The organism is Methylobacterium sp. J-092 (assembly GCF_022829325.1).
Classification (GTDB): domain Bacteria; phylum Pseudomonadota; class Alphaproteobacteria; order Rhizobiales; family Beijerinckiaceae; genus Methylobacterium.
Window position 1 is genome coordinate 57,142 of record NZ_JAKSXU010000197.1, and the last position, 13,276, is coordinate 70,417.

Genomic DNA, 13,276 nt, shown 5'->3' on the forward strand with positions numbered 1-13,276 from the left:
CCTCAGGAGAGCGCACGCGACGCCAGCTGGGAAATCACGTTGGCTTGAGGCTCGCCGACCTCGGTCGCACGCGCCTTCGGCAGCATGTTCGGCCGCCAGCGCCGGTGCATCCACAACCACTGCCCGGGATTCTCGCGCACCCAGCCCTCGACGATCGCGGTCATCGCCTGCATCGCGCCGGCCACCGCGATCTGCCCGTCCGCGTCGCGCGGCAGGTCGAGGGGCGGGGTCAGCTCGAGCCGGAACCGACCGTTCGGAAGGCGCACCACGCGCGCGCCGTGCACCGGGCAATCGTAGTGGCGGGCGAGCTTGGCGAGCAGGGGGTTCGCCAGGCACGGACGCCCGAAGAACGACACCACGACGCCGCGGGTGAAGTGCTGGTCGATCAGCTGCCCGAGATGGCCGCCGCGCTCGACCACGCCCTGCATCGCGAAGGCGCCGCCCGGCCCGGAGGCGGCGAGCCCCCCCATGGTCTTGCGCCGGACCTCCTGCACGAGGCGCGCCGCGGCCGGGTTGTTCGGCGCGCGGAATACCGCGGTGGTCTCGAGATCGAACTTCGCCGCGCAGATCGCCGGCAGCTCCCAGTTGGCGAGATGGGCCGAGAACACGAGGCCCGGGCGGCCGTCGTCGCGCAGCGCCAGGAAATGCTCCAGGCCCTCGACCTGCATGCGCTGGGTCGCGGGGTCGGCGGGGTCGAAGTCGAACAGCGTGTCGAGATGGGCGTACTCGGCGCCGGTGCGGCCGAGATTGTCCCAGGCGGACCGCGCGATCCCTCGGATCTCGGCCTCGGACGCGTCGGGGAAGGCGGCGCGCAGATTCGTCAGCGCCGTCCGGTGCGAGGGCAGCCAGGGCCCGAGCGCGCGCAGCAGCGCGCCGCCGGCATCCCCCGCGCGCTCGGGGCCGAGGACCCGCGACAGCCAGAACACCGCGCGGATCAGCGGCAGCATCGCATAGCCGGCGAGCCGCGGCAGGTTGCGCTTCAGGGTCAGGGCGAGGCGCAGCAACGGGTCACTCTCGGGTGGGAGGCGTCCCGTCGAGGCGGGGCGCGGGCGCGGCGGGCGACGCCGCGCGGGAAGCTCCGCGGGCTTAGATCATTTCATCGCGACAGGGGAGGGCGTCAGAAGCTCACGAGGATCTTGCCGAAGACCTGGCGCGATTCCAGCCGTTCGAGCCCCTGCGCGAAGTCCGCCAGAGGATAGACGGTGTCGACGACGGGGCGGATGCCGTCGGCCATCTTGTCGAGCGATTCCGCAATGTTGGCGAGCCGGCAGCCGAACGAGCCGGTGATGCGGTATTGCTGCTGGAACAGCTGCATCAGGTTCATCGTCGTCGAGACGCCCGAGGTCGAGCCGCAGGTCACGAGGCGGCCGCCGCGCTTGAGGCAGAGCAGCGAGCCGTTCCAGGTGTCGGGGCCGACATGCTCGAACACCACGTCCACGCCCTTCCGCTTGGTCAGCCGGCGGACCTCGCCCTCGAAGCGCTCGGTGCGGTAGTTGACGACGTGGTCGGCCCCGAGCGCGGCGGCCTTGGCGCCCTTCTCGTCGTCGCCCACCGTCGTGTAGACGGTGCAGCCGATGGCCTTGGCCATGCGGATCGCCGCGGTGCCGATCCCTGAGCCTCCGGCATGGACCAGGATGCTCTCGCCGGGCTCGAGCTTGGCGTTGTCGAAAAGCATGTGCTGCACCGTGCCGAAGGCGATGCCGGCGCAGGCCGCGTCGGTGAGGCTGACCGCGTCGGGCACCTTGACCACGAGCCGGGCCGGCATGGTGACGAACTCGCGGGCGAAGCCGTCGATGTGGAAGCCCATCACCCCGCCGACATCCTCGCAGAGGTTGTCGCGGCCCTCGGTGCAGGCGCGGCATCGGCCGCAGGTCATCGCGCCGTAGAGCGCGACCTTGTCGCCGGCTTCGAGCCCCTCGACGCCCTCGCCGAGCTCGGCGATCTCGCCCGCGGCCTCGGCGCCGACCGTCAGCGGCAGACGCCGCTTGGCGAAGGCCATCCCGCGAAAGCCCCAGACGTCGATGAAGTTCAGGCCGACCGCGCGGACGCGCACCCGAACCTCGCCGGGACCGGGGGGAGGGGGCGCCTCGACCTCGGTCAGGCGCAGGTCGCGGTCGCCGAAGAGTTGCAGGGCTTGCATCGGATGACTTTCAAACGCTTGGCCGGCCCCGCCCGGACCTCGGCCGATCCCAATCACGCCCGCATCCCGAGGTGCTCGCGCCAGCGGGCCTCGAAGGAGCCCTCCAGCGGGCGGAGCGATCCCTGGAGTTCTCCTTCGAGGCCTCCGCTTCGCTCCGGCACCTCGGGATGAGGGCGCGGGGTGGCCGTAACATATCTCATCCGTCCGCAGCACCAGCGCATGGCGGTGCGACAACGCCAAGATCGTCACGGACCGCCGCATCCTGCTCGCCACGCCATTCCTCGAGGCGAGGATCGAGATCGACGAGATGCAGCGACGGGTCGTCCGATCCCGCATCGCTTGGAGCCCGAGCTGCCATCACATCGGCCTGCACGACCGAATCCGAGACGGGGATCTCATTCCGGCGCGAGGTAGCGCCGCCGCGCCCAGCCCACGGTGCGGCCGACCTTGACCCGGCACCACGTCGTGCGGCTCGGCGTGTCGTTGGTGCAGCCGACGACGAGCGCGCGGGCGCGGATCTCGCCGACCACCTCGGCCGCCGGGTCGGGCTCGGCGCGGATGCTCAGCGTCTCGCCGCGCGGCAGGCCGTCGACGCGGTACGGGACCGGATCGGCCCGCACCGCACCGCACCGCACCGCACCGGTGCCGAGGTGTAGCAGCAGGCCGGCGAGGGCCGGACGGACGAGGAGCGAGGCGCGCATGATCAGCGGTGGACGCCCATCATCGCCGTCAGGCCGCCGTCGACGGGCAGGACCGCGCCGGTGACGTAGGCGGCGGGATCCGCCATCAGGAAGGCGGCCAGCGCCGCCACCTCCGTCGGGTCGGCGAAGCGGCCGGCGGGAATCTGGCGCTCCATGCCGGCGCGGTGGGCGGCGTATCCGGCCATCATCGGGGTGTCGACGAAGCCCGGGGCGATCACGTTGACGGTGACGCCGCGCTTGGCCGACTCGATCGCCAGGGTGCGGCAATAGGCGATCAGCGCACCCTTGGTCGCCGCATAGGCCGCGTTGCCGGTGTTGGCGCGCAGCGCCGCCACCGAGCCGATCGCGACGATGCGCCCGGCCCGCGCCCGGATCATCCCGCGCACGAGGCTCTTGGCGATCCGCGTCAGCGAGAAGAAGTTCACCTGCATCAGGGCCTCGGCGCGCTCCTGATCGAGCATCGCGGCGAGCGCGTCGTAGGATTGGCCGGCATTGTGGACGAAGCCGTAATAGCTCTTCGCCTCCGCCGCCTCGCAGAAGGCGTCGAGGGCGCCGCGGTCGGCGAGATCCAGCGGGATCGCCTCGAAATCCGCGTCGGGATGGCGGTCGCGCAGCTCGGCGAGCAGGGCCTCGGCCGGCGCCTGCGACGCGCGGAAGGTGAAGTCGACGCCGTGCCCGGCGGCCGCCATCGCCCGCACGATCGCCGAGCCGAGGCCCGAGGCGCCGCCGGTGACCAGGATGCGGCGAGCCGCGGTCGGTGCCGCGCTCATGCCGGCTCGGACCCGAGCACGAGGCAGGTGTTCTGGCCGCCGAAGCCGAACGAGTTCGACAGGACGCGCGCCACGGGCAGGTCGCGCGCCGCGGTGACGATGTCGAGCGGGATCGCCGGATCCGGCACGGCGTAGTTGATCGTCGGCGGGATGCGTCCGTGCCGGATCGTCAGCAGCGAGATCACGGCCTCGATCGCCCCGGCGGCGGTCAGCGTGTGGCCGAGCATCGACTTGTTCGAGGTCACCGGGATGCGCGCGGCGGCGTCCCCGAACACCGCCATCAGGCCCATCGCCTCCATGCGGTCGTTCTCGGGCGTCGAGGTGCCGTGGGCGTTGACCGTGTCGACCGCCTCCGGCCCGATCCCGGCATCGTCGAGGCTGGCGCGGATCGCCGCGATGATCGGCGCGCCGTCGGGGCTGGAGCGGGTGCGATGGAAGCCGTCGCCCTTCTCGCCGCAGCCCAGCACGTAGCCGAGGATCGTCGCGCCGCGCGCGACGGCCGAGGCCGCGTCCTCGAGCACGAGCGCGGCCGCGCCCTCGCCCATGACGAAGCCGTCGCGATTCTTCGAGAACGGCTTCGAGGCGGTCTCCGGCGGGTCGTTCTGGGTCGACAGCGCCGAGAGCAGCGAGAAGCGGATCAGCGATTCCGGGTTCACCGAGCCGTCGGTGCCGATGCAGAGCGCCGCCGTCATCTCGCCGCGCCGGATCGCCTCGACGCCGAGCTGGATCGCGGTGGCGCCCGACGAGCAGGCGGTGGAGAGCGAGATCGGCGAGCCCTTGGTGCCGAAGCGGTCGGCGATGCGGTCGGCCACGGTGCCGAAGATGAAGAGGTCGTGCCACGCGTCGAACTTGCGCGAGGCCGCCGCGTGCTGGAGACCGGCATAGGTCACCGGCCCGTCGCCGCCGCAGGCCTCCGCCAGGGCCTGGCGCTGCGGCCATTCCATCTCGACCGGCGGCACCGCGATGAACAGGGCGCCCGGGAAGTCTCCGGCAGCGCCGATGCCGGCCTGCGTCACCGCCTCCTCGGCCGCCACGCGGGCGAAGCGCTCGGAGAGGGCGGGGGCGACCAGTGGATCTGTGTCGAGGAAGTCGACCGTGCCGGCGATGCGCGTGCGCAGCCCGTCCGTCGGGAAGCGCGCGATCGCGTGGATGCCGGATCGCCCCTGCGTCAGGGCGGTCCAGGTCGCGTCCTGGCCGTGCCCGAGGGAGGAGACGATGCCGAGACCGGTGACGGCGACGAGCGGGCGACCGCGGGCGTCGCGATGGGAATGTCCTGCCATGGCGCCGTCTTAATCGGTTTTTTTCGGCCGTGCATCCCGCGGCGTGACGGACCGGGCTCGGCCGTCAGACCCACTCGCCCCGGCGCATCACCGGCACGGACTGCCCGTCGGCGGCGATGCCGTCCACGTCGACCTCGGCCGAGCCGATCATCCAGTCGATGTGGATCAGGCTGCGGTTGGCGCCGCGTGCCGCAAGGTCGTCCTCCGAGAAGTCCGCGCCACCGCCCACGAAGCACTTCGAGTAGGCCTGGCCGAGGGCGATGTGGCTCGCGGCGTTCTCGTCGTAGAGCGTGTTGTAGAACAGCAGCCCCGATGCCGAGATCGCCGAGGAGGCCGGCACCAGCGCGACCTCGCCCAGGCGGCGGGCGCCCTCGTCGGTGTCGAGGACGCGGGCCAGCACGTCGGCGCCCCGGGTTGCGGCCGATTCGACGATGCGGCCCTCCGCGAACCGCACCTGGATGCCCTCGATCAGGGTGCCCTGGTACGAGAGCGGCTTGGTGCTGGCGACGTGGCCCTCGACCCGCGCCCTGTGCGGCGTGGTGAAGACCTCCTCGGTCGGGATGTTGGCGTTGCAGGTGATGCCGCTGCGCGAGGTCGCCGCGCCGCCGCACCATTCGTGGTCGTCGGCGAGGCCTACGGTGAGGTCGGTGCCCGGCCCCCGGAAGCGGATCGCCGAGAAGCGGTGTCCGTTCAGCCTGTCCTTGCGCGCGTGGAGGTGGGCGTTGTGCGCGGCCCAGGCGGCGACCGGATCGGGGCCGTCGACGCGGGAGGCGGCGAACACCGCATCCCAGAGCTTGGCGACCGCCTCCGCCTCGTGGAGGTCGGGGAACACCGTGCGGGCCCAGGCCGGGGTCGCGGCCGAGACGATGGTCCAGTTCGTGGCGAAGTTGGCGATCAACTCGAGCGCCGGCACGTAGGCCTTGGAGCGCGACCGGTTGGCGCGGGCGACCTTCTCCAGATCCTGGGCCGACAGCAGCGACGGGTCGTCGCCGCTGATCGCGAGGCGGGCGGCGCCGTTGCGGTAGGCCTCCGCCATGCCCGCATAGAGCCACCCGGCGGCGGTATCGAAGGCCGCGTCCGAGGCGTGGGCGAAGCGCGCGAGCGTCGCGGCGTCGTCGCCGAGCAGGGTCGTCACCAGCGACGCCCCGGCGCGGTAGGCCTCGACGGTGATGGCACGCGCCAGCGGCAGCGCGTCGAGGGGCGCGGTCAGGACAAGCTCCTGCCCGGGCTGGAGGTTGAGCCCGACCCGGACCGCAACCGTCGCGAGCCGGTCGAGCCGCTCCTCGTGCGCCGACCTCGCGACCGGCGGCTCAGCATGCGCGTTCATCGCGACCCCTTCGAAACGTCCGATCCTGTGGTGCAAGATCGGTGCGGGGTCCATCGAGTCAAGCGGCGCGGGACCAGGTTATCTCGCCGAGGCTCTCGCGGAAGGCGAAGCGCATCAGGTGGTCGGAGACGACGTTCTCCAGGCGGGTCAGCCCGGCGGGATCGGACGTGGCGATCCGCATCAGCAGGGCGTCGGGCTCGGCGTCGAAGGTGCAGACGCGGTCCTCGCTGAACGGCACGGTGCCGTGCTCGGGGGTCGCCGAAACCGGGAACTTGTGGCTCCAGTGGCGGCAGAGCTGCTGCAGGTAGCGGCTCGCCTCGGCGGTCTGCACGCGGGCCTGAGAGGTGGGCATCTCGATGGTCTCCTTGAAACGTCTCGTCGCGAGCCGGCCGTCGCCTTCGCGACTGCGAAGGCAGGCGGGGACCCAAGCAAGTGCCGGACCCTGGCGCCGGGCGCCGCGACCGGGGTTGACGATAAAACGCAACCTCAGCCGTTAACGCCCCGCTAACGCAGGGAAACCCGCACGCTCCCGGTCTTCTCCCGACCGGTCGCGATTCGAACCTTGGACCGGCCGGAGAGCCGATTTATGGCGCGATGCGTCATCGCATCATGGCAAGACATGGTGCGTCGCACAATCGAAATCCAGCCGGCTCGGCACTCCGCGGCGGTCGGCTCAAGGCAGGGCGGGCTGCGGATCGTCGGAGAGAGCGACGACCTTGCCCGGGTTGAGCCGGTCCTGCGGGTCGAGGCCGGCCTTGATCGCGCGCATCAGGTCGAGGGCGACCGGGTCGGCGTAGTGCTGCAGCTCGTCGCGCTTGATCAGGCCGACGCCGTGCTCGGCGGCGATCGAGCCGTCCATCGCGGTCACGATGTCGTGGACGATGCGGTTGAAGTCCGCCCAGGTGCCGAGGAACGCGGCCTTGTCCATGCCGACCGGCTGGCTCAGGTTGAAGTGCATGTTGCCGTCGCCGACATGGCCGAAGGCGCAGACCCGCAGGCCCGGCATCGCCGCCTCGCAGGCCGCGCTCGCCTGCTCGACGAAGTCGGCGAGCCGCGACAGGGGCACCGACACGTCGTGCTTGATCGAGCCGCCCTCGTAGCCCTGCGCATCCGAGAGATGCTCGCGCAAGGCCCAGAGCGCGAGGTTCTGCGCCTCGCTCGCCCCGAGCGTCGCATCCTCCACGAGCCCGTCCTCGATCGCCTCGGAGAGCGCCGCCTCGAGCTCGGCCCGGGTGTCGGCGTCGGGCCGGGCGGAGGCGAGCTCGATCAAGGCGTAGGCGCCGTGCTCGCCCGCGAGCGGGCGGACCGTGCCGGGCATGTGCCGCAGCACCATGTCGAGCCCGACCGGCGGGATGAACTCGAAGGCGGTGAGGTCCCGGTCGGCGCGCCTGCGCAGGCGCGCGAACAGGTCGAGCGCCACGCGGGCCGAGGGCAGCCCGACAAACCCGACCGTGCGCGAGGCGGGCTTCGGGAAGAGCTTCAGCACCGCCTTGGTGATGATGCCGAGGGTGCCTTCCGAGCCGACGAACAGGTGCTTGAGGTCGTATCCGGCGTTGTTCTTGCGCAGAGCCTTGAGGCCGTTCCACACCCGGCCGTCGGCGAGCACCACCTCGAGCCCGAGGACGAGGTCGCGGGCGTTGCCGTAGGCCAGCACCGCGATCCCGCCGGAATTGCACGCCAGCGCGCCGCCGATCCGCGCCGATCCGCGCGAGGCGTAGGAGAGCGGGAACAGCAGCCCGGCGGCGTCGGCCGCGTCCTGCACCTCGGCGAGGATCGCGCCGGCCTCGACCACGATGCTGGCGTTCACCGGATCGAGCGCGAGAACGCGGTTCATCCGCGCGAGCGACAGCACCACGCCGCCATGCGGAACGCCGCCGCCGACGAGCCCGGTGTTGCCGCCCTGCGCCACCACCGCGACGCCCGCCGCCGCGCAGGCCTCGACCACGAAGGCGACCTCCTCGGTCGAGCCCGGCCGAACGGCGGCGAGCGCCGAGCCGCGGTAGAGCTTTCGGGACTCAACGAGATACGGGGCGAGGTCGGACGGGTCGGTCAGAACATGGGCGGCCCCGAGGCGCGCGCGCAGGGCTTCGAGGAGGGTGTCGGCGGACGGGGCCGGGGCGAGGGTGGGTTCGGTCATGATCGGTTCTTCGGCAGGGATTCTCTCGCGGACGCGGCCGCGATGCAAACGCTGCGGGCTGGCATGGACCGGTCGGTGGCCTAAGACTAGCCGCAGCGGGCACCCGGTCCACCCGATGCCCGAACGACGACCCGCCCCTGTCTCACGAGGCACGCCATGCTGTCCGTCATCCCGAACCCGCCCCGCGTCGCCCTGCCGGTCGCCGGCAGCACGGACCTGTTCCCGGTGCGCCGGGTCTACTGCGTCGGCCGCAACTACGCGGCGCATGCCCGCGAGATGGGGAAGGACCCCGACCGCGAGCCGCCGTTCTTCTTCATGAAGCCGGCCGACGCGCTGCAGCCCTGCGGGCCCGAGCCGACGCGGCACCCCTATCCGCCGCGCACCGAGAACTACCATTTCGAGATCGAGCTGGTGGCGGCGCTCGCCAGCGGCGGCCGCGACATCCCGGTCGAGGCCGCGCGCGATCACGTCTACGGCTACGCCATCGGCCTCGACATGACCCGGCGCGACCTGCAGGACGAGGCCAAGGCCCTGGCCCGGCCATGGGACCTCGGCAAGGCGGCCGACCTCTCCGGCCCGATCGGCCCGATCCATCCGGTCGCCGAGATCGGCCATCCGGCGGCCGGACCGATCACCCTCTCGGTCGACGGCGCCGAGCGCCAGCGCGGCGACCTCGGCGACATGATCTGGTCGGTCGCCGAGCAGATCGCCTACCTCTCGGCCTATTTCGCGCTTGAGCCGGGCGACCTGATCTTCACCGGCACGCCGGCCGGCGTCGGCCCGGTGCGGCGGGGCGAGCGCATGGTGGGGGCGATCGCGGGGCTGGGCGAGATCGTCCTGGACGTGGCCTGAGCGGCCGCGCGGCTCCGCCGATGACGAAGCTCCTCGACCGGCCGCTGGCGCGCCGCCTGTTCCACCTCGGCGCGCTGGCGGCGCGCGGCATGACGCTCGGCGTCCGCGGCGCGGCCTTCGACGCGCAGGGCCGGGTCTGCCTCGTGCGCCACACCTACGTCAGCGGCTGGCAGCTGCCGGGCGGCGGCGTCGAGCGCGGCGAGACCGCGCCGGAGGCGATGGCGCGCGAGTTCCGCGAGGAAGCCGAGATCGCCGTCGATCCCGCGGTCGCCCTGCGCCTGCACGGCTTCTACCGCAACCGCGCGGCCTCGCCGCGCGACCACGTCGCCCTCTACGTCGCCCCGGCCTTCACGGTGCTCAGGGAGAAGCGGCCCGACCGCGAGATCGCGGCCTGCGCCTTCTTCGCCCTCGACGCCCTGCCGGACGCGACCACCCGCGCGACGGTGGAACGCCTGCGCGAGATCCGCGACGGCCGTCCGCCCGCCGATCTCTGGTGAGATCGGACGGACGCGAAAAATCCTCGCAGCCGGCGCTTGCAACGCCGGTTGGAATGGTGTTTAGAGAGCGCCGCCGGGGCCGCCGGGCACGAGAGTTTCCAGCGGGCCAGCATTGTGAGCGGGTGTAGCTCAGGGGTAGAGCACAACCTTGCCAAGGTTGGGGTCGAGGGTTCGAATCCCTTCGCCCGCTCCAATTCAGGCACTGATCGAACTGCAAGAGCTGGCTCAGGCCGGCTTTTTGCGTTTCGGGACCGTCTTCGGAAATTGCGGCCTTTCATGATCGAGCCGGCCGTCGCGCCTTGTGCGTGTGGGCTGCGCCTTCCCGCTCGATCATCGCGGCGCGCGCGATGCGTCATCGTTCAGAATGCCGCGCAGGGCTTTCCGCCGGGCAGCACGACTTCCTCGCGGCCGAGATAGGTCTTGCCGGCCCGCACTGGCCAGGTCTTGCTGACCACGAACGTCCAGCGGTTCAGGACGGGGAAGACGCCGAACACGGCGGTGTAGGGCAGGCGCAGCTCGGCCATCACCAGGCGGTCCCCGGGGCTTGCCGTTCCGGCCGGCGCGGGGCCGATCGTCGAGCCGGCCGCGCGCTGCGTGTCGTTGCGCGCGACGCTGGAGCAGACCTTCGCCACGGGGGTCGACCCGTCGAGGTAGATCCCGCCGGCGGTGAGCACGATCCCGGCACGGCCGAGATCGTACGGGCTCGAGACGGCCTGTGCGGCGGCGTAGACGTCGGCGATGTCGGTCACGTCGGCGCGCGAGATCAGGTCCGCCATCGTCGTCGCCGCGAGCGAGACCCGGCGCCCCGTGGTGATCGCGCGCGGAAGCTCGATCGAGGCCATGAACATCAGGACCAGGATCGGGGCGATGAAGGCGAACTCGACGCCGCTGACGCCGCCTTCCGCACGCGCGAACCGCCCGAGGCCGCCCCGGCCCGCCGTCATTGGCAGGGCTTCGCGTCGTAGGCTTCCGCCCGGAAGATCACGGTCGAGACGAGGAGCTGGCGGTTGTCGGCGAGGCGACGCCCGGTGAAGTCGAGGAACGCGAACAGCCGCAGGATCGGGACGGCCGCGCGGATCGCGATCACGTCGTCCCCCGTCGGGCACTGGAACTGGGTGCCGAAACTCTGCGAGACGGTCTTGGTCTGTGTGTCGTAGGGCTCGGACACCTGCGAGCCCTTGAAGGTCTCCGCCCGCGTCACGTCGAGGCGGACGTCCCGGCAGGCGAAGAACAGGCTGGAATTGCCGCACATCAGCTGCCGCAGGCGCTGTGCCGGATCCGAGCCGTCGGCCTGGTCTTGGAACTCGCCCGTCCGCAGCAGGCGCGACGCCCGGTCGACGGAGACGTCGAGGGTCTGCTGGGCCAGCACGACCACGCCGGATTCGGCGACGACGCCGAGCAGGGCGATGAAGGGCAGCGCCAGCATCGCGAACTCGACGGCGGCGACGCCGCGACGGTCGGCCAGCAGGCCCGCCCGGATCGGAGCCACCGCGGACACGAACCGGACCCGCGCCCATGCGTGAACCGATGCGCGGCGAAGCCACGCCCGGAGATCCGCAGCGCGAACGGCGATCGAGCCGACGGGTCCGGGCCGATCGATCGGCAACGTGCAGCGTGTCCTGGGCGTCCGACGCATTCTCGGCCTGAAGGGCATCGGATCGCCGATCGTCGGCCCGGTCCTACCCCGAATGGACCGCAGTCTACGGTGGTAGAGCTTTAAAATTCCTGAGGCCGGGCAAGGCAATCGCAGCGGCGACGACGCGATCCGAGCGGCGAACAGGCCTACAACCTGGGGTAATACCGATATTCGATGCCGGCCGGGCGCTACGGTCGATGTCGTCGACAGGCCGCCGCAAATTTCTACCTGTAGATGTAGATTCAGGCTCGATCCTGCAACGGTTCTCGACCGGAGACGAGCATCGACCCTAAAAATTCAATCCTTGATTGTTTTAATAGAGTCATGCACGCCAGACACGATCACTCTGCGCCCGCCTCCATCCGATCGGATCGAGAGGGCCTTTCATTAATCCGAAGCCTGTAGACCCGTCGGTTCAAGATGGGCCGAGGAGGCGGTCGGGATGGGGAGCGGGTGGCGAACGGGGCATCGCGGCGGCGTGGCGTTCGCGTCCGCGGCGTCTCGCTTCCGGGCGTTCGGAGCCGACGGACGCGGCGCCGTGGCCGTCATCTTCTGCCTCTGCGCGACGGTGCTGCTCGGCCTCGTCGGCGGCGGCGTCGACTATGCGCGCCTCGCGGCCCGGCGGAACCAGTTGCAGGCCGCCGTCGACGCCGGAGCGCTCGCCGGCGGCAACGCCCTCAAGCTTGCCCTGTCGAGCACCGCCGCGGTGGTCGGCGTCACCGAGCAGACGGTGCGATCGGAGGCGAAATCGCCGCCGGACCGGCCGCTGACCGTGCAGGTCACGGTCGCGCCCGACAAGACCAACGTCGCGGCGATCGCCGCCGAGAGCTACAATCTGTCCTTCGGCAGCTTCGTCGGGATGCCCGCCGCCAAGCTCGCGGTGAAGGCGCAGGCGAGCGTCGTCGGTCGGATGCGCCTGTGCATGCTGGCGCTCGACCCCTTCGCCGCCGGCGCGTTCAACCTGCAGAAGAACGCGCAGGTCACCGCCACCGATTGCGCCCTCTACTCGAACTCCGTCTCGGGAACGGGAATGGTGGGCCAGGACAACGCGATCGCCAAGGCGCAGACGATCTGCTCGGCCGGCGGCTACCTCGGCGTGCGCGCGAACTTCAGCCCGACGCCGCAGACCGGGTGCCCGGTGATCGAGGATCCCCTGAAGGACCGCGCCGCGCCGCCGATCGGCGCCTGCGCGACGCTGCCGTTCCCGCTCAACCTGCTCAACGTGCTCGCGATCAAGACGATCGACAGAGACATCACCCTGGAGCCGGGCACCTATTGCGCCGGCCTGCACATCACCAAGGACGCCGTCGTCACGCTGAAGCCGGGCATCTACGTGATGAAGGACGGTCCGCTCGTCGTCGACAAGAAGGCGACGCTCACCGGCACCGACGTGGCCTTCTACTTCACCGGGAACAACGGCGGCCTGGTCTTCGACAAGAAGACCACCATCAGCCTGACCGCCCCCACGACCGGGATCATGGCCGGCCTGCTGCTGTCGGAGGATCGCGGGGTCATCCTGCCGATCGATCCGACGGCGCTCGTCGACACCCTGCTCGGGGACATCATCAGCCCGACGCCGCCGCCGCTCGCCTTCACCAAGCCGGTGCGGACCTACCGCATCATCAGCGACAACGCCCGCACCATGCTCGGCACGATCTACCTGCCGGCGGGCCGCCTGGTGATCGACGCATCCAGGCCGGTGGCCGACCAGTCGGCCTACACCGTGATCGTGGCCCAGCAGATCAACCTCTACGAAGGCCCGAACCTCGTCCTCAACGCGAATTACGGCGCGACGAGCGTGCCGGTGCCGAAGGGCGTCGGCCCGGTCTCCGGCCGGCTGCTGCTGACGCAATGACGACGGGCCCCCTTCACCGCCGACGGGATGGAGCCTCATGCTCGCGCTGATCCTCGATGATGCGGAACTCAACAACCTGCT

13 protein-coding genes and 1 tRNA gene are annotated in these 13,276 nt (G+C 71.2%); 4 read left to right on the forward strand and 10 right to left on the reverse strand.

What is annotated here, in order from left to right:
• Positions 1-2: 2 nt before the first annotated feature.
• The 8 genes from MKK60_RS23760 to MKK60_RS23795 all read right to left on the reverse strand — a co-directional run bounded on the left by MKK60_RS23760 (position 3) and on the right by MKK60_RS23795 (position 8,355).
• Complete coding sequence (locus tag MKK60_RS23760) at positions 3-1,004, reverse strand: lipid A biosynthesis lauroyl acyltransferase (protein ID WP_243988811.1); 1,002 nt, start codon at positions 1,002-1,004, stop codon at positions 3-5.
• Positions 1,005-1,117: 113 nt separating this feature from the next.
• Positions 1,118-2,140: a zinc-binding dehydrogenase gene (locus MKK60_RS23765; RefSeq protein ID WP_243988812.1), complete on the reverse strand. Its 1,023-nt coding sequence runs from the start codon at positions 2,138-2,140 to the stop codon at positions 1,118-1,120.
• A gap of 395 nt (positions 2,141-2,535) precedes the next feature.
• The gene (locus tag MKK60_RS23770; RefSeq protein ID WP_243988813.1) at positions 2,536-2,841 is read right to left on the reverse strand and encodes an SH3 domain-containing protein; all 306 of its coding nucleotides are present in this window, start codon (positions 2,839-2,841) and stop codon (positions 2,536-2,538) included.
• A 2-nt stretch (positions 2,842-2,843) separates the two neighbouring features.
• Positions 2,844-3,611 carry an SDR family NAD(P)-dependent oxidoreductase gene (locus tag MKK60_RS23775; RefSeq protein ID WP_147727051.1) on the reverse strand — a complete coding sequence of 256 codons (768 nt, stop codon included), beginning with the start codon at positions 3,609-3,611 and terminating at the stop codon, positions 2,844-2,846.
• Complete coding sequence (locus MKK60_RS23780) at positions 3,608-4,891, reverse strand: beta-ketoacyl-ACP synthase (RefSeq protein ID WP_243938276.1); 1,284 nt, start codon at positions 4,889-4,891, stop codon at positions 3,608-3,610. The genes MKK60_RS23775 and MKK60_RS23780 overlap by 4 nt, the downstream gene beginning before the upstream one ends.
• 64 nt (positions 4,892-4,955) lie before the next feature.
• On the reverse strand, positions 4,956-6,218 hold the full coding sequence (locus MKK60_RS23785) for an aminopeptidase (RefSeq protein ID WP_243988814.1): 1,263 nt from the start codon (positions 6,216-6,218) through the stop codon (positions 4,956-4,958).
• Positions 6,219-6,276: 58 nt separating this feature from the next.
• Positions 6,277-6,570 (reverse strand): DUF2218 domain-containing protein, encoded by a 294-nt coding sequence (locus tag MKK60_RS23790; RefSeq protein WP_147727054.1) that lies wholly within the window; start codon positions 6,568-6,570, stop codon positions 6,277-6,279.
• Between the two features lie 321 nt (positions 6,571-6,891).
• On the reverse strand, positions 6,892-8,355 hold the full coding sequence (locus MKK60_RS23795) for an FAD-binding oxidoreductase (RefSeq protein WP_243945502.1): 1,464 nt from the start codon (positions 8,353-8,355) through the stop codon (positions 6,892-6,894).
• A gap of 156 nt (positions 8,356-8,511) precedes the next feature.
• Between MKK60_RS23795 and MKK60_RS23800 the strand changes: the two genes are divergently transcribed.
• The 3 genes from MKK60_RS23800 (at position 8,512) to MKK60_RS23810 (ending at position 9,897) form a co-directional block, all read left to right on the forward strand.
• Entirely contained in the window at positions 8,512-9,207 is a 696-nt protein-coding gene (locus MKK60_RS23800) for a fumarylacetoacetate hydrolase family protein (protein WP_243988815.1), read from the forward strand.
• Positions 9,208-9,227: 20 nt separating this feature from the next.
• Positions 9,228-9,704, forward strand: coding sequence for an NUDIX domain-containing protein (locus MKK60_RS23805; protein WP_243988816.1), 477 nt, complete (start codon positions 9,228-9,230; stop codon positions 9,702-9,704).
• A gap of 118 nt (positions 9,705-9,822) precedes the next feature.
• A tRNA-Gly gene (locus MKK60_RS23810) sits at positions 9,823-9,897 on the forward strand.
• Between the two features lie 166 nt (positions 9,898-10,063).
• Here the strand turns inward: MKK60_RS23810 and MKK60_RS23815 are convergent.
• Together MKK60_RS23815 and MKK60_RS23820 are read right to left on the reverse strand one after the other, a co-directional pair.
• A complete protein-coding gene (locus tag MKK60_RS23815; protein ID WP_147726298.1) occupies positions 10,064-10,648 on the reverse strand; it encodes a TadE/TadG family type IV pilus assembly protein in 585 nt (194 codons plus the stop codon).
• Positions 10,645-11,202 (reverse strand): TadE/TadG family type IV pilus assembly protein, encoded by a 558-nt coding sequence (locus MKK60_RS23820; RefSeq protein ID WP_243988817.1) that lies wholly within the window; start codon positions 11,200-11,202, stop codon positions 10,645-10,647. The genes MKK60_RS23815 and MKK60_RS23820 overlap by 4 nt, the downstream gene beginning before the upstream one ends.
• 580 nt (positions 11,203-11,782) lie before the next feature.
• Between MKK60_RS23820 and MKK60_RS23825 the strand changes: the two genes are divergently transcribed.
• Positions 11,783-13,195, forward strand: coding sequence for a TadE/TadG family type IV pilus assembly protein (locus MKK60_RS23825; protein WP_147842777.1), 1,413 nt, complete (start codon positions 11,783-11,785; stop codon positions 13,193-13,195).
• The last annotated feature ends 81 nt before the right edge of the window (positions 13,196-13,276 follow it).

Coding starts and splice junctions, on each gene's coding strand:
- MKK60_RS23780 (WP_243938276.1), bottom strand. CDS start 4,891: ATGGCAGGACATTCCCATCGCGACGCCCGCGGTCGCCCGCTCGTCGCC.
- MKK60_RS23790 (WP_147727054.1), bottom strand. CDS start 6,570: ATGCCCACCTCTCAGGCCCGCGTGCAGACCGCCGAGGCGAGCCGCTAC.
- MKK60_RS23800 (WP_243988815.1), top strand. CDS start 8,512: ATGCTGTCCGTCATCCCGAACCCGCCCCGCGTCGCCCTGCCGGTCGCC.
- MKK60_RS23770 (WP_243988813.1), bottom strand. CDS start 2,841: ATGCGCGCCTCGCTCCTCGTCCGTCCGGCCCTCGCCGGCCTGCTGCTA.
- MKK60_RS23825 (WP_147842777.1), top strand. CDS start 11,783: ATGGGGAGCGGGTGGCGAACGGGGCATCGCGGCGGCGTGGCGTTCGCG.
- MKK60_RS23805 (WP_243988816.1), top strand. CDS start 9,228: ATGACGAAGCTCCTCGACCGGCCGCTGGCGCGCCGCCTGTTCCACCTC.
- MKK60_RS23785 (WP_243988814.1), bottom strand. CDS start 6,218: ATGAACGCGCATGCTGAGCCGCCGGTCGCGAGGTCGGCGCACGAGGAG.
- MKK60_RS23775 (WP_147727051.1), bottom strand. CDS start 3,611: ATGAGCGCGGCACCGACCGCGGCTCGCCGCATCCTGGTCACCGGCGGC.
- MKK60_RS23765 (WP_243988812.1), bottom strand. CDS start 2,140: ATGCAAGCCCTGCAACTCTTCGGCGACCGCGACCTGCGCCTGACCGAG.
- MKK60_RS23815 (WP_147726298.1), bottom strand. CDS start 10,648: ATGACGGCGGGCCGGGGCGGCCTCGGGCGGTTCGCGCGTGCGGAAGGC.
- MKK60_RS23795 (WP_243945502.1), bottom strand. CDS start 8,355: ATGACCGAACCCACCCTCGCCCCGGCCCCGTCCGCCGACACCCTCCTC.